This window comes from Nocardia coffeae, assembly GCF_019890715.1.
Taxonomy (GTDB): Bacteria; Actinomycetota; Actinomycetes; order Mycobacteriales; family Mycobacteriaceae; genus Nocardia; species Nocardia jiangxiensis.
This window is the reverse complement of sequence record NZ_JAINZY010000001.1, coordinates 1,419,540-1,442,013: the sequence shown is the minus strand read 5'-3', so window position 1 is coordinate 1,442,013 and position 22,474 is coordinate 1,419,540. Positions and strand designations below refer to the sequence as shown.

Here is a 22,474-nt window from a genome sequence, read left to right as displayed (position 1 = left end):
CGGCGAGAAGACGCCTATGTCTGGGCGTGGCTTCCCGGTCACCTGCAGCCGGTCGTCGCCGGGCGCGTTCAGCGTCATGGGAGCCGGTACCGCTTCGGATACGGACGAAGCTACCTCGAACGTCCGGATGCCATCAGCCTGTACGCGCCGGAGCTTCCGCTCATCAGCGGCTGGCAGGAGCCGTCCGGCTATATGGCCATCGCCTCGGTTCTGCGTGATGCCGGTCCGGACTCGTGGGGACAACGAGTGATTCTGGAGCGGGTTGATGGCGTCAGAGGTCGTGATGCCGACCCCGGAGATCTCGACCAGATCACCTACTTTCTCGAATCGGGCTCGAACCGTATCGGCGGACTCGATTTTCAAACCAGCCCGGAAACCTATGTCCCACGCGGCACTACCGCGTCGATCGACGAGTTGCACGCGGCCGCCGATGCGTTGCAGGAAGGACGGCCGATAGGTCCCGAACTGGCTGCGGCTCTGGTGCGGGGGACTTCCATCGGTGGCGCGCGCCCCAAAGCGCTGATCGACGTCGACGGGGTTCCGTGTATCGCGAAATTCTCGTCGACTTCCGACCACTATCCGGTGGTGAACTCCGAAGCGTTGGCCTTCGAATTCGCGCGCAGGGTCGGCATCGACACGCCGCATTCGTTCGTCACCTCGTCCTTGGGTAAAGACATCCTGGTGATCGAGCGTTTCGACCGAGGGCGAGCGGGCGACCGGCGCATCCTGGTCTCGGGACTGACAATGCTCGGCCTCGACGAAATGGAGGCTCGGTATGCCACCTACCCCGACCTGCTGGACGTCTTGCGCCGCGACGGAGCGGATCCGCAGGTCGGCCGAAAGCTGTTCGAGCGCATCGTGTTCAACGTCGCCATCGGCAACAATGACGATCACGCGCGCAATCATGCCGCGTTCTGGAACGGGCGAGATCTTCGGCTGACGCCCGCCTACGACCTGTGCCCACAGCCGCGTTCGGGTGAGACGTCCGCACAGGCGATGGCGTTCGATCGTGCGGGACAACGAGACTCGTCGTTCGCTGCCTTGCTGAATGCGTGCGCTGTATACGGCCTGAGCAAGGCCGAGGGCCGCGAGATCATCGACTACCAGATCGATGTTGTCCAACGAGATTTCTCGGAAGTCGCCGATCTTGTCGGGCTAACGCAGGCGCAGCGGAATTTCCTGTGGCACAGGCAAATCCTCAACCCTTTTGCCGGGTACGGCTACGGGTAGCGAGCCGTGCTCGTCTTCGGGCATGGCCCGAGCGGAAGGCCCGATCTTGATATCACAGATGTCCCCGACCCGCATCGTATGCCAGCCCGGCGGCATGCCTTGTGCGCCAACCTCTTTACGAGTCGTCGCCGGGGATCCGGACGGTGATTCGACGACCACTGCACGAGCCTTCTCCACCGCGTCGGCATCACTCAGGATCCGGCACAGTCAATTTGAGATGATTTTCATGTTCAGTCCCGTACCAGGCGGACCGAGGATCATGCTCCGACCGGTCCGTGCACGCACCTCGGAACCGGCAAACAGTGGAGGTGACCAATCAGCAGGACTGTAGTGTTTCTTGAACGAATCCACGACCAAGGCCGCTATGGAAATCAGCATCCCGGCCAGGCTATATACGACTACGGTAACCCTCTGGCTTCTCACTTTCTCCATACAAACGAGCCATTACTTTCCTTCGGCGTACCGGTCGAGGGCGCGTCGCGCATCCGGTCCCTGAGTCTGTCGCTGGAGGTAGTGCTGCTCGGTTGTCGACAGCTTCGCATGCGACAGCTGAGCCTGAGCCTGCGCCGGACCGAGATCATCACGAACCACTGTCGCGACCGTCCGCCGGAAGCTGTACGGCGTCACCGCAATTCTTCGCGAAGTGCACGCCGCTATTCGCCCGAAGCATCCGGCGAACTTACCCGGTACAGCGGCGGCCGGAAACTGTCCGGCCGATGCTGGGCGAGCAGGGCGCGAAGCGCGTCGGTAGCCTCCGGCGCGATCGCCGACACCATCTCGGCCACCCGCCGCACGGTGAGCGCAGTAACGCCTCGTTCGCACGCGTCGGCGGCGTACTCGTCGATCACGGCGAGCGTTTCCGGGCCGGGCATCCGGACCTTCGCACGGTCACCGGCCGCGCGCTGGCGCTCGACGTCCAGCTCGCTGCGACCGGCACGCCGGTCTCGTAGCAACTGCTCGGCCTCGGCCAGACTCGTTGTGCCCGTGAGCACTGCGGCGAGGGACGCGTCGACGAGCTGCCGCGCGTCCACTTCGTACACGCCGATCGACGCGTCGGTGAGCTCCACCGCGGCATTGCGTTGGCATTCCACCACGCCGCGCCAACCGGCCGCCGCCGCGGCGAGCAGAGCATTCGCCTCGCTCGGGTGCCATGCCCAAATGCTCTCGAACGGTGCAGCGTCCCGCGGAGTGAGGTCAGGGAGCTGGTTGGCGTGCAGCTTGTCGAGTCGCTCGGCAGCCTCGGCCGCGGACAGCTCGCCATCCATGCCGATCCCGGCCACCACGACCCGAGTGTCGATCCCGGTGCGCACGGCCGCGGCGAGCGCGAGCGAATCGGCGAGCGGGCTGCGCAGACCCACCTCATGCCCCTCGGCGAGGATGTCGCCGCCGACGTCGATCACGACGATCCCGTCGGCGTCGAATGCCGTTGCGGCGCGAGCGATCAGCGCCGACAACCCGACGGCCCCCTCGTCGGCCTCGATGAGCAGCAACGGCCGGTCGATCGCCCCGGCGAGCCTCGGCAGCGTCGACTGCCCGATCCGCAGTGCCGCGGTCGGCGGGATTTCCGCGACGCCGCCGCGGTCGATCAGCCCGTCGAAATCGCCGCGGACACGCGGGCCGGGCGACGGGTCGATCATGAAGCGATCCCAGGAATACGACATGATTGCCGCGATCCCCAGCTCCGGGCGGGCGGAGGCGAGCATGGCCGCGGAGACCGCGTCGCCACCGCCTCCCGCCGCAATAGCTATCGCAGAGCGCATCGGCGACTACCTGTTCCGTGGTCCTATAGTGGCTAGTGGCCTATGGTAGTTCAGGAGGTGTCCGGGTGTCCGAGATCAAAGAGGTGCCCGCGAAGTACTTGCAGATTGCTGGTTTCTTGCGCGATCAGATCATCCGCGGCGACCTCCAGCCCGGCGCCGAAGTACCGTCCGAGCGTCGGCTCGCCGAGCTCTACGGCGTTGCGCGACCGACCGCGAGTCGCGCGCTCGAGGTCCTGCGTCGCGAACGGCTCGTCGAAGCCCGGCAGGGCGCGGGCACTTTCGTCCGTTCTCCGAATGCGGCGCCGCGCGCACGTGAGCGCCTCGAACGCGCCGTCGAGCTGGGCAGCATGTACAGCGACAGCGAGGATTGCACGTTCCCGTTCGTCGGCATCGTGGACGGCCCCGGGTACGTGACCGAGGCGTTGAACCTACCCGCTGGCAGTCGAGTCGTTCGCCGCCAGCGGATCATCAACAACCCGACCGGGCCGGTCGAGTTTTCTACGTCGTGGTTCCCGGCCGCGCTGGCGGACGTCGCACCGCGGTTGCTCGAAACCGAGCGCGTCGGTGGTGGCACGCTCGGCTACCTCGCCCGCTCCACCGACATACAGCCCACCTATGCGCGTGACCAGGTGTGCGCCCGTTTGGGAACCGCCGAGGAAGTTGCCGCACTGCACCTGCCGGAGACATCGGCGGTGCTGGTGTACTGGCTCGTCGCCTGCGACAGCAACGATGTACCACTCGAATTCGACGAGGGTATCTATCCTCCGGAACGGTTTGCCTTCCGCCAAGAGTTCCCCGTAACTCTCTAGCTCGACACGCTGTTACTCCAGAAAAATCTCCACATTCGCGCAAGTGGACTATGCCACTGCTCTGGCAGGTGGCATAGTCCACTTATGCCTCAGTTCACATCTTGGGGCGGTTTGGACCCATCCGACCGACATCAGGAGGACGCCTCCGATGAAGAAAAACACCCCCTCATCCCGCCTCGCGATACGTTGCATCCGGCCGGACCTGATCGCCGAGGGTGACCGCGAACGCATTGAGCAGGAAATGACCGAGCTCGGCGTGCGTCTGCACCTCGCTGTCGACGACACGGTCGTCGTCATCGATCCAGACGTCATGGGGCCGTGGGCTACCGTCGCGAACGCCATCGGCCGCACCCGCGCGACGCACGTCATCGTTCCGGACATGCGAGTCGTCGAAGGCATCGAGCAGCAGATTCGCGCACGCGCCCAGCTGATCTCGGTCGCAGCCCAGCAGATCATGGACGAGGCCGACGCACGCGCCAAGGCGAAGTGGGCGGCAATCCGATGAGCCCCGAGGCAACGACGTGGTTGATCGCGGTTGCTCTCGCGTGCTTCCTGGTCGTCACCGTCGGCGGCCTGCGCTGGCAAGGCGTCCTGCACTCGCGCGCGGATTCCGCGCACCGTTTCACTCCTGCCCGGCTCACGACCGGCGTGTGCGCCGCACCGCTGCGCCGGTTCACTGTCGACCAGGCGCACCGCGCGATGCAGCTGCACATCGACTGCATCATCACCGAGTGCCCGCGCAAGCAGCACGCGTACAACGTGCTCGTCGAAGAGGGCCACGTGCGGCCGGACGCTGGACGGACGCGATGAGCGACTATATCGGGCACTACATCGGCCCTGACGGATGGAAGATCGTCGGGTCCGACGGCCAACTCTCGGACCCGGCCGAATTCGCCCGCGAACTCGAGGGCGAGTCGGGGCCCGCCGCCTTGGATGTGCCCACCACCGACGTCGAGCCGGAGATGTTGCGGGACAACGAAATTCACCGTGAGATCGGCGGCGCGGATGAATCGTGAGCTGCCGCGCCGCGCACCCGGCGCACCCCAGATTCCGCACAGATCGGGATCAGCGGCGTTCGCGCTGCTGATCCGCGTCGCGACCGGCCTAGACGAATGGGCCGAGTGCGATCGGCGCGACCAGGGGCAATCGAAACCCGATTAGCCCCAACGCAATTCAGGGAGGACAAATTGAACATCGTCACCAAGGGGGTCGCCGCGGCCGCCGCGATCATCGCGACATCGGTCGCCGCGCCAGCACACGCCAAGCCGCCGGTCACCCCGGCCAGCGGCTCGGGATGTCTGGTCCAGCCGATCGGCCCGCACAAGATCGGACCAGGCTCGACCGCTCCGATCAGCTTCGGATTCAGAGTTCACTGCTACCCGCGCGATCCCGACCTGCGCGCGACCACCGTGAAGCTGTGGCGCAAGAACGTCCACACCGGCCAGAGTTACATGCACGCCGAGCGGACCGACCACGGAACCAGGGCAGCTGATGAGAAGATCTACTACGCATCATGCTCGGACGCGTCGGTCCAGTGGGAGTTTCACACCGAGGTCGTTGTCACGGCGGTATTCGACTACTCCGGCGACCGAGACGACGGCAACAGCGATCCTGTGCTGCTCGACTGCTGACCAGAAAGGATGGCTTCCGTGAGCCGTACCGAACTTCACCCGGCGATCCCGGTCGCGCACGAAGCGCTCGCCGACTTCCCGGGCGACTTCACCACCGTGACGGTTCTCGCGCACGATGATGTCGCCGGTGTCGTCCTGGACAGTGCGCAGGCTCGGTTCGTCGTCCTGGTCGAGAACCTCGAGGGGACCTGGACCGCGCCGGGCACCATCATCGGCAGCCCTCGACCGGAGTGCCCGCGTGCAGCGGTCACGCCCGACCATTTGCCGCTGCAACGCATGAACCGCAAACGCTCGGGACAAGTTGACGCCGAGGGCAACTGGGCGGGTGATGTGTGGTTCGCGGTCACCGGTATCGCCGCCGAGGATGCAACCGAGATCGCCGTCATCGTCGACGGGCGCGAGCAGCGGGAGCCGATCGGCGACGACGGGCTCGCACTCGCGGTCACGCGGATCCGGGCCACCGACGAACCGACCGTCATCGTGCATACCCGCGACGGTCGTGCGATCTCGGCTGCCGCCTGACCTCGCACACGAAAAGTCGCCCCGGCCGAATATGGCCGGGGCGCTTGCTATGTCGAGGACTTTAGTCCTGAGTTCGCTCGAATCCATTGTGCCGGTGGCATTTCGCCGCCAGGATGGTGCCGCGCGCGACGTCTCCAGTCGGGGGGAGTCGCCCGCCTGAGGCCGCTATCGGGTCGCGCCGTACTTCTGCATTCTGCGAGGGGAATCATGGGCGGAAAGCTCATTTCTGTGTTGGTCGGTGTCCTGCTGGCGGTCGGCCTCACGGCCGGATTCGCGTCGACGGCGTCGGCCGAGACCGCGTCGACGGCACCGGTCGCTGCGCCGGTAATGGTGCTCACCGCGGCCACGCCGTCTGCCATGGTCCCGCCGGTCGGCACACAGGTCGAGCTATGCCTGATGAACGGGGACACGATGGAGGTGCGCGCGGCCATCGGCGCAGTGATCGGCGCCCTCGCTGGACTGCCGATCTTCATCGTCGGCGCGATCCCGGGCGCGCTGGTCGGCGCCGGACTCGGCGCGTTGTCGTGGCAGATTGCCTCATGGTCCGCGCACACCCAAGGTGGCTGCACGCACTGATCACACTCGCTGCTACCTGTCGTCACCGCTGGTGCGGTGAGTCCGGCAAGTCAGAATCACCACGGTCGCCCCTCACGATTCAGTCTTGAGGGCCCGGCCGTCCGTGCACGCCCCTTGCGCTGTGGCACCGTCTCCGACTTTCATCGGCACCGCGCGTGCAGTGCGTACAACTGCTGAATTTCGCTTTATAAACTCAAGGCGCGCTCCGCGCGCGAAAAAGAGCCGCACGCGGCGCGTCGGCACGTCGGCACCGCGCGGGCGACGACGCAGAACACAGATTGATCCTGTCCGAGCACTTTCAACAACGAAGGCCAGTGCTGGGCACGAGGAGAGCCGTACCCGACTGACCTCCCGCAGCCGATCCCGAATCGGCCGGCACCCAGCCCGGTACACCGGCTGTGGTTCCGTCGACCGACACCGAATTCCCGTGTGCGTCCGGTCCCATCGGTACCTAAACCCCCAGGGGGCTCCGGCCCCCTTCCGGGGCACCCAGCAACGACGCTGGGGAGCGAGTCGCCAACGACGCCGACTCCAAAGCCCTCGGGACAGCCTGCTACCGGGACCGGGATCCTTCCCCGGACCCGGTAGCGAGGCACCCGAACGCGTCACTTTCGTGCTCGAAACCGGACATTCGCCTGATCAGGACGTGGGTACACAGGAATCCCCACCCTCCTCATTGCCTGATTGTCTCGCTCCAGCCAACCGCGTCAAGGGAAAAAGCGCCCTTGACCCGGCCGTCTTCCGCTGAGAGCGGCAAGTATGAGGATGATGGGGGAAGAGCAGTCGGGGCCGGATAGACGACCTATCCGTACGAAGACTATTGGGACCGCACGTCATTCACGTCAGCGACAGTCGTGAGAAAGGAAATGTCCGGTTTGTCTGATCGCAGGGAAATCAATTGGGAGATTTACCGGCACGACCGTATCCTACATGCTCATGAAGGTAGGCGACTCGATCCGTCTAGCGATCGACGACTTCGGCCGCGGCGAAATTGAAGCCGCGATGCTCCATGCTTGCAACGCCGTTGACGGCACCGCAAGAAAGGTACATCCCACAAGGCAAGTCGGTGACCGATTCACTGCGCTGATTCGCGACAACAACGACATCTTCGGCCCCATGGTCATCAGAGGTGTGAACACTGCGGACACCCGATGGCCTGTAAAGATCAAATCGACACTCGGGAGGAATGTATGGCCAGACACTGCGGACCTCATCTATGTTCAGCACCGATGTGCTCACGGCCATGGCGACGAACTCCCCGGGGATATTGCGCTTTGGGCCGACCACATCGGGATCGCGAGTCAGCTTCACGTTGAACAAGATAAGGTCCGGCTTCCATGGAACACGATCTTCGCGCTGATCGCTGTTGCAGTCGTCGAGCCCGTGAATATCGACCAGCGGGTCAGGGACGACCAGTACTTGGATTGGGGCGATCCGAAGATCCGCTTCGATATCAATGACTGGTGGGGCCGGAAGGACGACTTTCGCGCGAAGCTGGCTACCCAACCCGGCCCCCTGGTCACGTTGGATTGGGCGGAATGGACTGCGAACCCGCCCTTCTAGCCGGGCGGGTTGGCCAGGCCGTCGCCGTGGACGGTTGGAGACGGATCGGAATCAACGAGAAGTGTTGAGCATGAGCTGTCCAGGTCAGATGATGTTTTCGGTCTATCTCCCCCGCTAACGCCAGACCGCCCGCAAGATCCTCGACATCTTCGAGGGCGCCCAAACGCACTGCGTGATGCCACGAGGAAAGAAATCCGCCGGGCTGCTGCGAGGTACGAGAGGGAACGCCGTGAAGATCAAGAGCGTCGGCGTGTGCACCAGCATCAGCAAAGTCTAATTCCGACCTCGTACACGCAAGAAATTGCCAGCTACGTGCACCACTTCGAAATCCGAGTCGTCTGGTCGGCAGCGTTGGACCAGCATCGTCAATACAACGCCAGCATCTTAAACCGGGCCTCACCGCACACCCGCCGACTTAGGTAAGCCCTAGTTATGCGGTCAGCTCTCGATACAGAATCTCTCTAACGCCCTTCTCGCCAGCTGTTTTTTTGTCTTCGCTTGATAGTTCCCGGAACGCCGTGAGCAACTCCTCTTTTCTACCGCACCACACGTGATCGTTCTCAACTTCCTCGAGAAACAAAAGAATGTCTTCCACTCCCTCCAGCTCTATCAATTCTCGCTCAGGAACCGTGTCGGAGTTGAATCTTGCCTCCGGCTTCCATTTGTAATGGACAAATCTATTCCTTCTCTCCATCAAAAGATTCAGCTTCCTAAGTAGTTCATCAGGCCAGGGCTTAAGCCGTGCGATTTCCCATAAAGCTGTGACTTTGGCGGAGATGCCGAGGCTCCTGATTAGGGTAGAAATGGTCTTGTCAGAGTATTCTCTACGCTCGAAGGAATCAGAAAGAAGAAGGTTTATGTGGTGCTCAAACAGCGTCCCGAACAGCATGGCGGCCATGTCGTTTTCACGCTGCGCCACGGCTATTCGCGCATTGTCAAGAATGGAATTTCGGTGATCAATAGAGAATTCTAACTTAGCCTCGGCATTGAGGTGAATTGGAAGCAGTACAAGAGCGTAGAAATCTAGAAGAATATCTTCGATTGATCGGCCTTCGATCGGAATCCTACCCTTTTCGACACCGCCGCAGAATGCTGCAATAAAGAACGCTTTCTTGAGGCGCTCTACCTCTTCTTCAACCTCCACTGAAGCATGATATGTTGACGAACCCCATTCCGTCCAAGGATTATCGCTCACACACCGGACGCCGCGATCCGTTTCCTAGAGCCTTGAGGAGCGGCCCACCTTATCACCATCCGACAGCGCCAACTCCACCGAAGTTTGAGCGGACCCTCCCGGCCGAAGCGAACCAGTCCGCAGTTGGTCCACAGTAGCGCACGACCGAACCGATTCCGACCAACGGTCTCAACGACCGTGTCCGCAGTTCAACCGTGCGCCACTACCGACACAAACGATCACCAACATCAGCAAACGTCGAGAACGACGAACTTGAAAACCGTCGTGGTTCACGCCACCGTGGTTGCAAATCCCACACCTCACCGATTCGCACTCCGGCGTATCCGAACTGCCAGCCCACCGCTCGGCAAGTTCCGCTTCCAATTCCGCGAGCGGGCGATCTGCCAAGTCCTCAGTGGTACGTGTAGATGATGGGCCTGCCCCGAAGGCTGGGGCACCGCACCTGAGCAGGTTGCCGTACTCCGGCCAGCTGCACCTACTCGGTGACGGCGTTACGCCCAGCAAGCCACCCGAGCAATCGGGCTACTGCTTGACATGACAAGCCTCGACCGCAATGCCTCGCAATGCTTTTCATAGCGGTGACACCGCCATACACTCTCCCGCGTGAGCGAGCAGAATCCGCCCGCTGGGGGCGCAAGTCAGACTCAGCCTGGCCGACAACAGTCGCAGCCATCCACACCAACAGTCGAACCTGAGAAGCGGTCTCGAATTCGTGATATAGGTCCGACGTGGATCACCGCGATTTCTGGCCTGATCGTGGCTCTCACCGGTGTCGCTGGCGTGTTCATCGGCCGAGCAACGGTGCCAGGCACTTCGCAGCCCGCCAGTCCGCCGTCTGTGACTGTGTCGGCCGGGCCAGCAACAGCCGCCAGCGCACCCGCGACAAGCGTGTCCGTGACGGCCAGTGCGCCCACTGTTGCGGCTGGCACCGTGTTGGTTGCGAACTGTCATATTGTTCTCGCGGATCAGTACAGCCTGCCGATCAGTAGGGGAACCCAATGTCCGTTTCCTACCAAGGAGAACGTAACTGGTGTCGACTGGAGCGGATCCGGAATTCTATTCGCTGACGACAGGTCGACGTTGGCTGAACTGGATAGCTCTTCGGCCAGTTATGACGCATGCAAAAAGAACACTCGGTACGTCAAGGACATCAGTTCCCTTGCCGCAGGTGACGTGATTTGCTACGTCAGCAAATGGGTTGTGGCTGCGATTACGTTCACGAAGACAAACAATACGATGGCAGTATCACCCCCTGCGGAGTTCGATGTCACGATCTGGCAAGGCTAGGTGGACGCTCTGGGGGAGAGATGCCCTCGAAATCGATTATCCATTACGACACGACATGACAACGCTGACGACTTTGACGTCCTCGCCGACACTGCCAACTAAGCAGTATTCGCGTTGTTCCCGCTGTTCAGGGCATCACCCTGTAACTACGAATCAGGTGTTCAGCCTTGGGAATAGTGGTTCTTGAGCCGCCCAGGCGCCCGGTCGTGCGGCGCAGTGTCGAGGTGCTGGGCCCTGCACGTCGGCCAGCTTGGACCCGCCAGTACTTTGCCTGTACAAACGCAGGCATACGGGCCCGGATTGCAGCGGACGGTCCATTGGTCAAACGAACGAAAGCCGTTGCCGGAGAACAATACTACTGGACTTCCACGGATAGTCGCGTATGCCCGAACCAATCAGAAGGTTAGGGGTTCGAATCCCTTCGGGCGCGCTGGTGAGAGGCCCTTCCGCTGAATGCGGAAGGGCATTTTCCGTATCTCGGTCCGCTCGGATCCCAGCCGACCATTCGTTTTCTCGGTCGGATCAGCGGCCGATGCGACCCAGTTGGCCGAGGTCTTCGTCGGAGAGCGAGAGACCTGCGCCGGTGACATTCTCGCGTAGGTGCGCCAGCGACGATGTGCCGGGAATCAGCAGGATGTTCGGCGAGCGCTGCAGCAGCCAGGCCAGCGCGACCGACATCGGTGTGGCGTCCAGCCGTTCGGCCACGGCCGAAAGAGCCGACGACTGCAGTGGGGTGAAGCCGCCGAGGGGGAAGAAGGGCACGTAGGCGACACCTTGCTCGGCGAGTCGGTCGATCAGGGCGTCGTCGTGGCGGTGGGCGAGGTTGTACATGTTCTGCACGCACACGATCGGCGCGATCGCCTGCGCCTCGGCGACCTGTTCGACCGTCACGTTGCTCACGCCGAGGTGCCGGATCAGGCCCTGCTGCTGGAGTTCGACGAGCGTCTCGAACGGCTCGGCGAGTGCCTCGGGTTGGGGTCCCTGGGCGTCGCCCACCCGGAGATTGACCAGATCGAGCCGCTCGACGCCGAGGGACTCGAGGTTGTCGTGGACGGCACGTCGCAGATCATCGGGCCGGCGGGCCGGGGGCCAGCCACCCTGTTGGTCACGGGTCGCGCCGACCTTGGTCACGATGTGCAACGCGTCGGGGTAGGGGTGCAGCGCCTCCCGGATCAGCTGATTGGTCACGTGCGGTCCGTAGGCATTGCTGGTGTCGATGTGGGTGATGCCCAGGTCCACGACCGCGCGCAGGACGGCGAGTGCGCCATCGCGATCGGGCGGCGGCCCCATGACACCGGGGCCGGCGAGTTGCATTGCGCCGTAGCCGAATCGGCTGACAGTCAGTTCGCCCAGGGGCCATGTGTCGCCGGGAAGTGTGTCGGACAGCATCTTCGTAACTCTGCCTCTCCTATCGAGCTGGATGGTGGTGCACAACTGCACCTTGCTTCACTATGGAGATGTAACTCTCTGACAGGAAGTAGGCACTTCGAAGTGCGTAACGCATCCACTGGTTGCAGGAGCGGTCGATGGCGACGATGACGGCAGCCCAGAAACGGGCACAGTCCAAGGCGGAGTACGACGCGTTTCTGGCGGCATGTCCGAGCCGCAAGCTGCTCGACCGGATCTCCGACAAATGGGTCACGCTGATCCTGTGCGCGCTCGGCAGCGGTGACGCCGACAGTGCCGGGGAGCCGCGGTCGATGCGCTATTCGGAGCTGGCTCGCCGGCTGGCCGGAGTCAGCCAGAAGATGCTCACCCAGACGCTGCGTTCGCTGGAGCGGGACGGGCTGCTCACCCGCACCGTGACGCCGACCGTGCCCGTCACGGTCTCCTACGAGTTGACCGAACTCGGACTCTCATTGCACCGGATGATCCGCGGTGTGAAGGGCTGGGCCGAGATGCACATGGATGATGTGCTCGACAATCGCGCGGCATACGACGCCCGCACCGCCTGACCCGAGACGTGCCGGTCAGTGTTGATGGTCCGGGTGGGCGGGCACGACGAAGTTCACGGTTTTGCTGTCCAGTACCCGGTGGGTGGGGTCGGCCAGGCCGATCCACACTTTGTGGGGTCCGGCCGGTAGGGATTGGATGATCAGGGGTTCACCGCTGGCGTCCGCCCAATGCCACGGCGCGTCGTCGACGGTGACGTGGATGTGTCCGATGCGCGGCGAAACACTCAGTGCGCCAGGGCCGTACGCGGCGACGATCCGCAGGTTCTCCGCGTGGTAACGGATGACCACCAAGCCCATCGCGAGCTGGTCGGGCAATGGTTGGTCGACGATCAGGGAGGGGGCGGGTTGCGCGGTGAGTGGCACGACCGGTGCCGGTGACCAGCTCGGTGCGCCCGATGCCGTCACGGCGGTTGTCGGGGCGACCGGTGCGGGCGTGGGAGTGCTCGACGAGCAGGCGGCCGGTGCGGTCAGCAGGGCGGTCGCCGCGATGGCGCCGAGTACGCGGATCGGGAGGTGGCGGCTGAACATCAGCTCTGCCTCTTCTGGAACGACTTCCAGATCAGCAACACGGCTTGGGCGACGAAGAAGACGCCGCCGCCGGTGGCGTAGACGGACAGCACGTCCAGGGTTGGGGACTGGCCGGTGGCCTTGGCGATATAGACGGCGCCGACCAGGAAGGACAGGCCGCCGGAGATCAGGGTGGGCCATTGTTTACCAAGGACGGGGCCGCGACGGTGGATGCCGACGGCCAGTTGGGCCGCGCCGGAAAGTATTGCCCAGGCGCCGAATACGCCTAGTACCGCGCCCTCGCCGCCGACGACACCAGCAATACCGACGGCGATGGCGGTCAGTGTGCTCAGGATGCCGTTGAGTGCGGTCACGCGACGTTCCGAGCCTTCCGGGACCGTGCGGTAGTCGATGGCGCAGGAGACCGCGTCGATGAGCGGGTAGACGACCAGGAGGACGACCGCGACGGTGTTGAGGGGGTGGTGGACCGCGGCGAACACGAGCGCCCATGCCAGCGCCAGGATGCCGCGCACCAGCGACAACCGGATCACGGACGAACGCTCGGATCCCGAAACAGGAAGTACTGCAGTGTTATTCATGAAACCTATCGATTCGATCGTTGATCGGGGGTCCCGGGCGGCGTTGGCGGGAAGGCCGATCATTCTTTCGGTGTGCGGACGAATTCCCGGATCGCTTCGGCGAAGCGTTCGGGTTCTTCCAGATGCCCCAGATGCCCGCTGTGTTCCAGGACGACCAGTCGCGATTCGGGAATCAATTCGTGCAGTTCCCGTCCCCAGCGCGGCCCGCAGATGACGTCGAAGGAGCCCACCACGACCAGCGCCGGCACGGTCGAATTCGGCAGATCGGCGCGGTCGTCGATGATGTCCGGAGACAGGTTCGCGTCCAGCCCGGAGATATAGGTGGCTCGCAGACTTTCCCGGACTGGGGCCCACTGCTGTTCATTTCCCCAGTAGTCGGCGAAATAGGACGGCAGTATGCCGCGCGCGACCGCGATGGTCTGTTCGTCGCTCGAAATATCCTGCATGGCAGCGAATGCCGCGAGCACCTCGGCCAGTTCGGGCCGGTCCGCGTGCGCGGCGGCGAATTCCTGAACTCGCCGCCCGGCCTCGTCGCCGTGTTCGGGACCGGTGACCGGCGCACCCTCGTACAGGATGACGCCCGCCAGTCCGGCCGGTCGGTGCAATGCGTGATAAGCGGCCACGAATGCTCCGTGCGAATGGCCGAGCAGATACACCTCGGGTACGCCCAGGTGATCGGTCAGCGCTTGCAGCGCACGGCTGTAGCGCTCCCGGGTGTAGCCGTGCGGATGCGTCGGCAGGCGCCCGGATTCGCCCGTCCCGAGCGCTTCGATGTACACCATGGTCAGGTGTTCCTCGAGCTCGGGGACACGAAGGTATTCCCAGTGGATTCCGGGGCCGCCGGGGTGGGCGAGGCAGACGGGCCCGCGACCGTACACGTGATATCGCTGGGTGATTCCGTCGGAGTCGAAGGTGTGCGCGCCCGGGGCGAGTGTGGACGGGGGATGAAGCGGAACCGGAGCCATGCGGATACCTTCACCGCCGCGGGCACGGCCCCGAATCTGTCGGATGACGCTGGATTGACGTAATCCCGTCGAGGCACGGCCGTGACGGGATCGTCGGCAGAGTCCCGGCGGGGTGCCGAGTGAGATTGGTCCGCCGGGACTTCGCGCTGTTGGTCAGAGGTATGCCCCGCATACCGGCCACGCGCCGCGGCCCTGGTTGGCGAGAACGGTTTCGGCGACGCGGATCTGTTCGGCGCGGCTGGCGTGTGCGGGCGAACCTGAGCCGCCGGCGGCTCCCCATGTGCTGCTGGTGATCTGGAGGCCGCCGAAGTAGCCGTTGCCGGTGTCGGCACTCCAGTTTCCGCCGCTTTCGCATCTGGCGACCGCGTCCCAGTCGTGGCCGCCGGAATTGGCCTGCGCAGCGGGAGCGATCATCATCACGGAGGCCGCGGTAATCGCTGCGGCGGCACTGAGGAAGCGGATGTCGAAGACACGCGAGTTGTGCACGGAGAATCTCCTTCCATGATCAGCCGACTCGACCTTCGGAATACCCGCGGTCGTTCGCGCGGGTATCGTCGGTGATTTTGCGAACCGTGGTGTGGAAATATCAGGTGTGCGTAGGATTCGCCGGCTTGCAGGGACCGTTATACGGTCCACTGCCGCCGGGCCACTCTTGTCGCAATCACGTAACCATCAGACGGTGAAGCGCTGGTCTACCTGGGCAACTTCGGTTTCGTCCGGGCAAAGCCTGTGGGTACGTGTGAAGAGTGGATAACGCTCGGCACTCTTTCTCCGCAAGAGACGATACGTGGAAGACCGTATAAGTGCGGGAGAGTTTATCGAATCGAAATCACTTTATGCGAATACATTCCTCACCTGCGGAAATGGCGACCGAAATTGACACGCCCGACCGTTTTGCGTGGATGTAAGGCCGTGAATGATGTGGCCGTGATGAGCGGATAGGCGTCAGTATTCCGAGGTCAGCAGCACTTTTCGCTGATCCGGCGCTGGGTGGCGGGGACACGAGTTGGTATTCGGTGTCGGTTTTCATTGCGAATACCTCCAGCGTGCGTTTCCGGCCTTCGGGGGTGCGGCCGAACAGGATGGAGCGGCGGTCGTTGGGTGCGAAATCTCTTGTGACCCAACCCTTTTGCTCCAGCAGGCGGACTCGGTTGGTTACCGCGTGTTCGGTTCCGCCCGGGGCGAACCGGCTGGGTCAGTCGGGTTTCGGACTGCTCGGCGCGTACGTCTCGCCGGTTTGCTGGGATTGGGCGGCGATGCGTTGCAGCGCTTCGATGTGGCCTTGCAACGCGCGTCGCCCGGAGTCGGTGAGGTTCAGCCACGTCCGGGGACGCTTGCCCACGTAACCCTTCTCGACCTCGACGTATCCGTGCTTGGTCAGATTGGTGATCTGTTTGGACAGCGCCGAATCGGACATCGTCACCGCGTCGCGTACCCAGCCGAACTCGGCCCAGTGGGTGGCTGCCAGCAGTGACACGATGGACAGACGCGTCGGGTCCAGCAGCAGCGGGTCCAGGTCAGTGGTGTCCATCGAGGGTGTCGCTTTCGGGGCGGTGACCGTTGTGGGCCAGGGCATTCAGGGTGTTCTGCAGCCTACGGCCGAAGACGATCAAGGTGAGTCCCAGGACGGCGCCCAGGATCGTGCGCCAGTAGGGCACGCCCGCCAGCGGATGCAGACCCAGCAGCGGGAGCGCGATCCCGAGCGCCATGACTCCGAGCAGCAGCGTCACCGCGGGGATGCTGAATCGGCGCGAGATCGCTTGTCGGCGTACCCGAGCGGGCTGGCCGAAGACGGCCGCGCCGCGCCGGGTGCGGCCCAGCCAGCTGTAGCCGACGGTGATCACCACGATGATCAGGGTCGATACCGCCGCCGCGTGCTTGCCGAGGAAGTCCGGCGCCGCGAGCATCACGAAGATCGCCACGCCGAGGACGATGTCGACCCAGCGGGCGCGCTGAGTGGAGTCCACCGCTTGGTTCGTGCGCTCGGTGACGTCGCGCAACGCACGGGCGGCTTCGCTGGGGGTCGGGTTGTTCGCCATGGCTGTCTCCTCCAAGACTTTCTTACGTCGAACTACTTGCCTGATAGGAAAGTAGCATCTCGCTTTCCTATCAGGCAAGTAGTTTCCTCAGGAGGCGTGCGCAGTGGGCTCTTGTATCTCGGCGATGGGGCGGAGGCGGCCGAGCACATCGCGGCGGCCGGTTGCGGTGAGACCGATCTGTGTGGCGACATCGAGGTCGATCACGCCCATGAGCAGGCCGAGTACGGCGTTGGCCGGCCCGTTGAGCACGAGGTCGGGGGAGTCTGCTCGTCCGACGCGGGTTTCGACTCGTCCGCCGCTGATCTCCATGACCGCGTGCGCGTCGCCGACGTCGAGCTGAACCACCGCCGGCGGCGCCTCGGGGTCGGCGTCGACGGTGAACCATGCGGGCGCGTAGGCCAGCCACTGGGGCAGGAAGGTGTCCTGCCGGTCCACCGTGCTCATGTAGCGCATGCCCCAGAGTCCGACTGCTTTGAGAGCGGGCTCCAATGCGTGGCCCGCCTCGGTGAGCCGGTAGAGGGTGGTCGCGATGGGCGGGGGTGCTTCGTCGCGTTCGATCAACTCGGCCTGCTCCAATTCGCGCAGGCGGGTGGACAGCAGGTTCGCGGCGATTCCGGGCAGCCCGTTCTTCAGGTCGGTGAACCGGCACGGGCCCTGTATCAGCAGTTCGCGCACGATCAGCAGCGTCCACCGGTCTCCCACGACGTCGAGGGCGCGAGCGATCGAGCAGTACTGGCCATAGCTTCGCATGGAACCACTCTATCAAATATAAGTAGAAGATCTGGTTTTAGTAGTTGAAAAACTCTACTTACTAGTCCTAGCATTCAACTATGACTCCTCCGCGATCCAAACCACTGATCCTGACCGCACTTCTGGCCGCCTCGTTCCTCATCAACCTCGACACCACGCTGGTGAACGTGGCGCTGCCGACGCTCACCCGTGAACTGGGTGCCGACACCGCGCAACTGCAGTGGGTGGTCGACGCCTACAACCTCGTATTCGCCGCGCTGCTGCTCACCTCGGGCAGCCTGTCCGATCGCTTCGGTCGTAAGGGCATGCTGCTGGCTGGTCTGCTGGTGTTCGGGGCCGCGAGTTTCGTCGGCGGCTACGCGAACTCCCCGGGTGAGCTGATCGCTACCCGTGCCGTGATGGGGCTGGGTGCGGCGATGACGTTCCCGGCCACGCTGTCGCTGCTGACCGGAGTGTTCACCGGTCGGAAGGAACGCGCGCTGGCGATCGGATTGTGGGGCGCGACCGGCGGCATGGCCATCGCGCTCGGGCCGATCGTGGGCGGCTATCTCCTGGAGCATTTCAGCTGGTCGAGCATCTTCTACGCGCTCGGACCGGTATCGCTGACCGTCATCGCGACGGCCGCGGCATTCGTACCCCGATCGAAGTCCGTGACCGCGCATCGGCTGGACTTCCCGGGCCTCGTGCTGTCCGGCGGTTTCATGGCGGTGCTCGTCTATACCGTCATCGAGGCGCCGAACCGCGGTTGGACCGCGCCCGCGTCGCTCCTCGGATACGCCGGCGCGGCGCTTCTGGCGATCGCATTCGTCCTTGCCGAGCGCCGGGCCGACCAGCCGATGCTCGATGTGCGGCTGTTCGCTAATCTGCGCTTCAGCGCCGCCAGCGCATCGGTGACGGTCGGATTCTTCACGTTGTTCGGGTTCATCTTCCTGATGACCCAGTACTTCCAATTCATCCGGACCTATGGCCCGCTGTCCACCGGCGTGCACCTGCTGCCCGTGGCGGTCTCGGTTGCCGTCGGGTCGGCTGTCGGCACGCGGCTGGCCATCACGATCGGCACCAAGGCCGTCGTCACGGCCGGACTCGTCCTGCAGGCGGGCTTCTACTTCTGGGTCGCGACCGGCTTGACACCCACATTTCCCTACGGGGTCATCGCCATCCAGATGGTCGTCTACGGCCTGGGCATGGGCCTGACCATCGCACCCGCGACCGAGTCGATCATGGGGGCGGTGCCCGCCCATCAGGCCGGGGTCGGCTCCGCGATCAACGACTCCACCCGGCTGCTCGGCGGGACCCTGGGCGTAGCGGTGATCGGCAGCGTCTACGCCTCGCTGTACGGGTCCCGCCTCGACACCGGTCTGCCGAAAGCACTGCCGCGGGCGCTGACCGACCTCACGCACCAGTCCGTCGGGATGGCCTATGGCGTGGCCGCCCGGCTCGCCGCCGACGGTCGAGGTCCCGCCGCGGACGCCGTTCGCCGTGCCGCGACCGACGCCTTCGACCACGGCCTGAGCATCGGGTGCGTCGTGGCGGGCGTGGTCGCGGCCGTCGGGGCGCTGCTCGCCGTCGCGTTCCTACCCGCGCAACCGCCGCAACGGCCACAGACACACCATCGTTCGGCCCGGTCCGAGACCGTCGCGCAATGAGTCCGACCCCCGTCCCTCCATCGAAGCGAGTCAGAGATGAACCACAGCCGGATCCCGTCCCAGTATTCGACGGGCACATCGCGGACCGATATCGAGCGAGCCCTGGTAGCCGCCGGAAAGGACCTCGGCCAGTTGCACATTGCGGACCTGGCGATGCTCGAGGACTATCACACCAGCGGACGCATAGCCACCGGCCAGCTGGCCGATCTGATCGCGATCGCTCCGGACAGCGCGGTTCTCGACGCGGGGACCGGCATCGGCGGCACCGCTCGATACCTGGCCGATCGATTCCGGTGCAGGGTCACCGGCGTCGATATGGTCGAGGACTACTGCGGCACCGCCCGCTGGCTCAACCGCCTCGTCGGTCTCGACGACCGGATCGAAGTCCGTCGAGCGGACGTGACCGCACTTCCGTTCGCGGACGCCACTTTCCAGGTCGTGTTCAGTCAGCACGTCCAGATGAACATCGCCGACAAGAACGGTCTCTACCGGGAAATGCGCCGGGTCGTAGAGGGCGGGGGACGGCTCGCGCTGTGGGACATCGTCTCCGCCGGTGTGGTCGGCGAACCCGATTACCCGCTCCCTTGGGCGGATGCCGCCGACCAGAGCCACCTGGCCACCCGGGACTCGCTGCGCGGGATGATCGAGGCGGCGGGATTCGGCATCGAGTATTGGGCGGATCTCACCGAGCAGGCCGTCGCCACCATGCGCATGGTGCAGGCGCTACCCCCGAGCCCGCTGGGACTCCACGCCTTCGTGCCCGATTTCCGCACACGCGCCGAAAACCTCACCGCGGCGCTCGCCGACGGACGACTGCAAGCCATCCGGGCAGTGGCCGAGGCAATGTAGACGAGGGCGCCGGATTCGCTCAGCGGTTCGAGCGGGGTGGTCCCGCGGATCCCGCCGGGTACTCGGCGAGCGGTGCCAAGTTGCGGGACCAGGCGGACAGGATCGGGGTGACGACCCGCCAGGCTTGTTCGGCCTCGTCGGCGCGGATGGCCAGCGACGGGTCGCCGTGCAGGACGTCGAGCAGGAGCCTGCCGTACGCCGGAAGTTCCGGTGGGTCCATGCGCGCGGTCAGAGTGAGCGGTTCCAGGGTGTTGACGGTGGGGCCGATGGCAGTGAGTTCGAGGGACAGGCATTCCGGATCGAGCCCGAATCGCAGCACATCGGGCGCTGCGACGCCCTGATGTCCGAACGGCATGTGCGGCACCGCGCGGAAGTGAACGGCGACCTCCTTGCGATCGGCGCCGAGCGCTTTGCCGCTGCGCAGCACGAAATTCGTGCCCGACCAGCGCCAGCTGTCGATCATCAGCTCGACCTCGGCGAACGTCTCGGCCCCGCGCTCTGGGGCGACGCCCTGTTCATCGACATAGGACTGGACGTCGCGGTCGCCGATGAGGCCCGCCAGGTAACGCCCCCGGCGAGTGCGGTGCGGGATGTCGGCATCGGTCAGCGGCCGGATCGATCGCAGCACGTCGACCTTGCGGTCGCGAAGATCGCGCTCGGACAACGTGATCGGCGGTTCCATGGCGATCAGGCACAGCAGTTGCAGCAGGTGGTTCTGCACCATGTCCTTCAGGGCGCCGACATGGTCGTAATATCCGGCTCTGCCCTCGAGCGTGAGCGTTTCGTCCCAGATGATCTCCACCTCGGCGATATGCGCACTGTTCCACACGGATTCGAGTACGCGATTGGCCAGCCTGCTGCCGAGCAGGTTCTGCACTGTGGTCATGGCAAGGAAATGGTCCACGCGGAAGACGGCACGTTCCGGTACGAGCTCCGCGAGCAGCCGATTCAGTTTCTCCGCACCGGCCAGATCCTCACCGAACGGTTTCTCGAGCACGATCCGGCTCCCCGCGGGCAGACCGGCATCGTGCAGGGTCGTGACCGCTGTGGGAAACAACGCCGGGGGCAGTGCGAGGTAGATCGCGACCGGCTGGCCATCGGGCAATAGTTCAGCTACATCCCTCGAACTCTGAATATCCGCCCGTCGATATCGCGTCGCGGCAGCGGCCGATTTCCTGGCCGCGACCGGTGTATCCGCGGCGTGACGATCGAGTTGAGCCGTGACCCACTGCTGAAACTCGGCCTCGCTACGGCCTTTTCGGTCGGCGCACACCATTTCGAAGCGACTGTCCAGATGTCCGGCAGCGAACAGTGCGCTGACAGCCGGTAGCAGATAGCGACCGGCGAGGTCCCCGGTGCCGCCGAAGACGACCAGTCGTGTGATCACGGCATCTGTCCTCGTTCGGGCGAGGTTCACGTCGTCGGGATCGTGCATGCGGACCCTTCCGAGAGTAGGACTGTCCGGCAACAGGATTCAGCCGAATCTGTTCGGTCTCTGCATGATCTCGGTGTTCGAACCCGGAACGCTGGATGGGAACCGCCGACATGGAATTCGTACGTCGTCGCGTATCGCATCGTCGGGACCTCGAGCGACGTCCTGCTCGGCCAGATTATCAGCTGACGTCATTGCGGCAAATAGTCAGCGATCTGATGTTCCGGATGCTCGGAAGGGTAATCGTTGCTCGGTATCGCCGGTGGCGCCCTCGCGTTCCTGCTCGTCGAAGGGCTTCCGGACGGTGGGCTTTTCGTTGCTCACGGCTTCGGTGGGGCCCGGGGCTTGTTCGGCGGAGTGACGGGGCGCCCGGTTGGCGGATCGCCGGAGCCGGATGCGCGGCGATCGGCGTGGTATGGGCCGTCGATCGGGGTATTCCGTTGTCCTGTCGGGGATTTCGACGGCAACCCGCGGCAGGAAGTAGCCGACGAGCGGGCCCATGGTGACCGCGATGAGTACGGTGCCGATGCCGATGGTGCCGCCCAGGAGCCAGCCGGTGGTGGCCACGGTGACCTCGATGGCGGTGCGGATCACCGGGATCGGTTTGCGGGTGAGTCGGACCAGGCCGGTCATCAGGCCGTCGCGTGGTCCGGCGCCGAACTGTGCGCCGAGGTAGAGGGCATCGAAGAAGGCCAGGCCGACGATTCCGGCCACCAGGTAGAGCGCTCGGATCTCGATGTCGGGTGGGGGTGGGACGATTCGCGCCGTCGCGTCGGCGGCGATGCCGATGAGGACGACGTTGAGCAGCGTGCCCAGGCCGGGGAGTTCGCGCATCGGGATCCAGGCGACGAGTACGACCACGGCGATGAGGTTGGTTGCGGTTCCGAACGAGATTCCGGTGGATCCGGAGATTCCTTCGGTGAGCACGCTCCAGCTGGCGGCTCCCAGACCGGAGGTGACCAGCAGCATCACCGAGGCGCCGTAACCGATGAGGCCGACCAGAAGTTGCGGGATCCTGCGCAGCTTGCGTCCGGCGCGCAGTTGTTCGGCCGCGTTCATGCGACGGAGGACGAATCGATCGGCGGCCGGGAGATGCGGTGGAGTCACCGGCTCATCCTCGGGGAAATCTGGTATTCAATTCCATAGCCAGATTTGCGAT

At 64.3% G+C, this 22,474-nt stretch carries 25 protein-coding genes and 1 pseudogene; 13 read left to right on the top strand and 13 right to left on the bottom strand.

Going from position 1 to position 22,474, the window contains the following annotated elements:
• Window positions 1-192: 192 nt before the first annotated feature.
• A complete protein-coding gene (locus K7711_RS06195) occupies window positions 193-1,230 on the top strand; it encodes a type II toxin-antitoxin system HipA family toxin (protein ID WP_235746582.1) in 1,038 nt (345 codons plus the stop codon).
• Window positions 1,231-1,674: 444 nt separating this feature from the next.
• Here K7711_RS06195 and K7711_RS47360 read toward each other — a convergent pair.
• Window positions 1,675-1,857, bottom strand: a pseudogene (locus K7711_RS47360) (site-specific integrase); the annotation flags it as partial.
• Window positions 1,858-1,883: 26 nt separating this feature from the next.
• Window positions 1,884-2,990, bottom strand: a complete 1,107-nt coding sequence (locus K7711_RS06190) for a DUF1152 domain-containing protein (RefSeq protein WP_222965604.1) — start codon at window positions 2,988-2,990, stop codon at window positions 1,884-1,886.
• A 65-nt stretch (window positions 2,991-3,055) separates the two neighbouring features.
• On the opposite strand from K7711_RS06190, the gene K7711_RS06185 reads away from it, so the two are divergent.
• From K7711_RS06185 to K7711_RS06150, 8 genes are all read left to right on the top strand, one after another.
• On the top strand, window positions 3,056-3,799 hold the full coding sequence (locus K7711_RS06185) for a GntR family transcriptional regulator (RefSeq protein ID WP_222965602.1): 744 nt from the start codon (window positions 3,056-3,058) through the stop codon (window positions 3,797-3,799).
• A 43-nt stretch (window positions 3,800-3,842) separates the two neighbouring features.
• Window positions 3,843-4,304 (top strand): hypothetical protein, encoded by a 462-nt coding sequence (locus K7711_RS06180; protein WP_222965600.1) that lies wholly within the window; start codon window positions 3,843-3,845, stop codon window positions 4,302-4,304.
• On the top strand, window positions 4,301-4,609 hold the full coding sequence (locus K7711_RS06175; protein ID WP_222966914.1) for a hypothetical protein: 309 nt from the start codon (window positions 4,301-4,303) through the stop codon (window positions 4,607-4,609). The genes K7711_RS06180 and K7711_RS06175 overlap by 4 nt, the downstream gene beginning before the upstream one ends.
• A complete protein-coding gene (locus K7711_RS06170) occupies window positions 4,606-4,815 on the top strand; it encodes a hypothetical protein (RefSeq protein WP_222965598.1) in 210 nt (69 codons plus the stop codon). The genes K7711_RS06175 and K7711_RS06170 overlap by 4 nt, the downstream gene beginning before the upstream one ends.
• Before the next feature lie 171 nt (window positions 4,816-4,986).
• Window positions 4,987-5,430, top strand: coding sequence for a hypothetical protein (locus K7711_RS06165; RefSeq protein WP_222965596.1), 444 nt, complete (start codon window positions 4,987-4,989; stop codon window positions 5,428-5,430).
• 18 nt (window positions 5,431-5,448) lie between these two features.
• The gene (locus tag K7711_RS06160; RefSeq protein WP_222965594.1) at window positions 5,449-5,952 is read left to right on the top strand and encodes a hypothetical protein; all 504 of its coding nucleotides are present in this window, start codon (window positions 5,449-5,451) and stop codon (window positions 5,950-5,952) included.
• Window positions 5,953-6,180: 228 nt separating this feature from the next.
• A complete protein-coding gene (locus K7711_RS06155) occupies window positions 6,181-6,528 on the top strand; it encodes a hypothetical protein (protein WP_222965592.1) in 348 nt (115 codons plus the stop codon).
• Between the two features lie 936 nt (window positions 6,529-7,464).
• On the top strand, window positions 7,465-8,091 hold the full coding sequence (locus K7711_RS06150; RefSeq protein WP_222965590.1) for an Rv1289 family protein: 627 nt from the start codon (window positions 7,465-7,467) through the stop codon (window positions 8,089-8,091).
• Window positions 8,092-8,521: 430 nt separating this feature from the next.
• Here the strand turns inward: K7711_RS06150 and K7711_RS06145 are convergent, their stop codons facing one another.
• Window positions 8,522-9,235 (bottom strand): hypothetical protein, encoded by a 714-nt coding sequence (locus K7711_RS06145; RefSeq protein ID WP_222965588.1) that lies wholly within the window; start codon window positions 9,233-9,235, stop codon window positions 8,522-8,524.
• 654 nt (window positions 9,236-9,889) lie between these two features.
• On the opposite strand from K7711_RS06145, the gene K7711_RS06140 reads away from it, so the two are divergent.
• Window positions 9,890-10,573 carry a hypothetical protein gene (locus K7711_RS06140; protein WP_222965586.1) on the top strand — a complete coding sequence of 228 codons (684 nt, stop codon included), beginning with the start codon at window positions 9,890-9,892 and terminating at the stop codon, window positions 10,571-10,573.
• Between the two features lie 522 nt (window positions 10,574-11,095).
• Here K7711_RS06140 and K7711_RS06135 read toward each other — a convergent pair.
• Complete coding sequence (locus K7711_RS06135) at window positions 11,096-11,962, bottom strand: aldo/keto reductase family oxidoreductase (RefSeq protein ID WP_222965584.1); 867 nt, start codon at window positions 11,960-11,962, stop codon at window positions 11,096-11,098.
• Window positions 11,963-12,099: 137 nt separating this feature from the next.
• On the opposite strand from K7711_RS06135, the gene K7711_RS06130 reads away from it, so the two are divergent.
• A complete protein-coding gene (locus K7711_RS06130; protein ID WP_222965582.1) occupies window positions 12,100-12,528 on the top strand; it encodes a winged helix-turn-helix transcriptional regulator in 429 nt (142 codons plus the stop codon).
• Window positions 12,529-12,543: 15 nt separating this feature from the next.
• Here K7711_RS06130 and K7711_RS06125 read toward each other — a convergent pair whose 3' ends face one another.
• From K7711_RS06125 to K7711_RS06095, 7 genes are all read right to left on the bottom strand, one after another.
• The gene (locus tag K7711_RS06125) at window positions 12,544-13,056 is read right to left on the bottom strand and encodes a DUF6130 family protein (protein WP_222965580.1); all 513 of its coding nucleotides are present in this window, start codon (window positions 13,054-13,056) and stop codon (window positions 12,544-12,546) included.
• A complete protein-coding gene (locus K7711_RS06120) occupies window positions 13,056-13,634 on the bottom strand; it encodes a DUF308 domain-containing protein (protein WP_222965577.1) in 579 nt (192 codons plus the stop codon). The genes K7711_RS06125 and K7711_RS06120 overlap by 1 nt, the downstream gene beginning before the upstream one ends.
• Before the next feature lie 59 nt (window positions 13,635-13,693).
• On the bottom strand, window positions 13,694-14,599 hold the full coding sequence (locus K7711_RS06115; RefSeq protein ID WP_222965575.1) for an alpha/beta fold hydrolase: 906 nt from the start codon (window positions 14,597-14,599) through the stop codon (window positions 13,694-13,696).
• A 153-nt stretch (window positions 14,600-14,752) separates the two neighbouring features.
• Window positions 14,753-15,016, bottom strand: coding sequence for a transglycosylase family protein (locus K7711_RS06110; protein WP_222966746.1), 264 nt, complete (start codon window positions 15,014-15,016; stop codon window positions 14,753-14,755).
• A gap of 778 nt (window positions 15,017-15,794) precedes the next feature.
• On the bottom strand, window positions 15,795-16,130 hold the full coding sequence (locus K7711_RS06105; protein WP_222965573.1) for a winged helix-turn-helix domain-containing protein: 336 nt from the start codon (window positions 16,128-16,130) through the stop codon (window positions 15,795-15,797).
• Window positions 16,117-16,638, bottom strand: a complete 522-nt coding sequence (locus K7711_RS06100; protein WP_222965571.1) for a hypothetical protein — start codon at window positions 16,636-16,638, stop codon at window positions 16,117-16,119. The genes K7711_RS06105 and K7711_RS06100 overlap by 14 nt, the downstream gene beginning before the upstream one ends.
• A gap of 87 nt (window positions 16,639-16,725) precedes the next feature.
• Window positions 16,726-17,388: a winged helix-turn-helix transcriptional regulator gene (locus K7711_RS06095; protein WP_222965569.1), complete on the bottom strand. Its 663-nt coding sequence runs from the start codon at window positions 17,386-17,388 to the stop codon at window positions 16,726-16,728.
• Window positions 17,389-17,468: 80 nt separating this feature from the next.
• On the opposite strand from K7711_RS06095, the gene K7711_RS06090 reads away from it, so the two are divergent.
• Complete coding sequence (locus K7711_RS06090; protein ID WP_222965567.1) at window positions 17,469-19,034, top strand: MFS transporter; 1,566 nt, start codon at window positions 17,469-17,471, stop codon at window positions 19,032-19,034.
• 36 nt (window positions 19,035-19,070) lie between these two features.
• Window positions 19,071-19,883 carry a class I SAM-dependent methyltransferase gene (locus K7711_RS06085; protein ID WP_222965565.1) on the top strand — a complete coding sequence of 271 codons (813 nt, stop codon included), beginning with the start codon at window positions 19,071-19,073 and terminating at the stop codon, window positions 19,881-19,883.
• A 19-nt stretch (window positions 19,884-19,902) separates the two neighbouring features.
• Here the strand turns inward: K7711_RS06085 and K7711_RS06080 are convergent, their stop codons facing one another.
• Window positions 19,903-21,270, bottom strand: coding sequence for a glucose-6-phosphate dehydrogenase (locus K7711_RS06080; protein WP_222965563.1), 1,368 nt, complete (start codon window positions 21,268-21,270; stop codon window positions 19,903-19,905).
• A gap of 252 nt (window positions 21,271-21,522) precedes the next feature.
• The gene (gene yczE, locus K7711_RS06075; protein ID WP_222965561.1) at window positions 21,523-22,422 is read right to left on the bottom strand and encodes a membrane protein YczE; all 900 of its coding nucleotides are present in this window, start codon (window positions 22,420-22,422) and stop codon (window positions 21,523-21,525) included.
• Between the last annotated feature and the right edge of the window lie 52 nt (window positions 22,423-22,474).

What these genes read in the sequence shown, in the direction of transcription:
- K7711_RS06195 (WP_235746582.1), top strand. Translation starts at nt 193, where the DNA reads ATGGCCATCGCCTCGGTTCTGCGTGATGCCGGTCCGGACTCGTGGGGA.
- K7711_RS06190 (WP_222965604.1), bottom strand. Translation starts at nt 2,990, where the DNA reads ATGCGCTCTGCGATAGCTATTGCGGCGGGAGGCGGTGGCGACGCGGTC.
- K7711_RS06175 (WP_222966914.1), top strand. Translation starts at nt 4,301, where the DNA reads ATGAGCCCCGAGGCAACGACGTGGTTGATCGCGGTTGCTCTCGCGTGC.
- K7711_RS06170 (WP_222965598.1), top strand. Translation starts at nt 4,606, where the DNA reads ATGAGCGACTATATCGGGCACTACATCGGCCCTGACGGATGGAAGATC.
- K7711_RS06150 (WP_222965590.1), top strand. Translation starts at nt 7,465, where the DNA reads ATGAAGGTAGGCGACTCGATCCGTCTAGCGATCGACGACTTCGGCCGC.
- K7711_RS06135 (WP_222965584.1), bottom strand. Translation starts at nt 11,962, where the DNA reads ATGCTGTCCGACACACTTCCCGGCGACACATGGCCCCTGGGCGAACTG.
- K7711_RS06130 (WP_222965582.1), top strand. Translation starts at nt 12,100, where the DNA reads ATGGCGACGATGACGGCAGCCCAGAAACGGGCACAGTCCAAGGCGGAG.
- K7711_RS06125 (WP_222965580.1), bottom strand. Translation starts at nt 13,056, where the DNA reads ATGTTCAGCCGCCACCTCCCGATCCGCGTACTCGGCGCCATCGCGGCG.
- K7711_RS06120 (WP_222965577.1), bottom strand. Translation starts at nt 13,634, where the DNA reads ATGAATAACACTGCAGTACTTCCTGTTTCGGGATCCGAGCGTTCGTCC.
- K7711_RS06115 (WP_222965575.1), bottom strand. Translation starts at nt 14,599, where the DNA reads ATGGCTCCGGTTCCGCTTCATCCCCCGTCCACACTCGCCCCGGGCGCG.
- K7711_RS06110 (WP_222966746.1), bottom strand. Translation starts at nt 15,016, where the DNA reads ATGATGATCGCTCCCGCTGCGCAGGCCAATTCCGGCGGCCACGACTGG.
- K7711_RS06105 (WP_222965573.1), bottom strand. Translation starts at nt 16,130, where the DNA reads ATGGACACCACTGACCTGGACCCGCTGCTGCTGGACCCGACGCGTCTG.
- K7711_RS06100 (WP_222965571.1), bottom strand. Translation starts at nt 16,638, where the DNA reads ATGGCGAACAACCCGACCCCCAGCGAAGCCGCCCGTGCGTTGCGCGAC.
- K7711_RS06095 (WP_222965569.1), bottom strand. Translation starts at nt 17,388, where the DNA reads ATGCGAAGCTATGGCCAGTACTGCTCGATCGCTCGCGCCCTCGACGTC.
- K7711_RS06090 (WP_222965567.1), top strand. Translation starts at nt 17,469, where the DNA reads ATGACTCCTCCGCGATCCAAACCACTGATCCTGACCGCACTTCTGGCC.
- K7711_RS06085 (WP_222965565.1), top strand. Translation starts at nt 19,071, where the DNA reads ATGAACCACAGCCGGATCCCGTCCCAGTATTCGACGGGCACATCGCGG.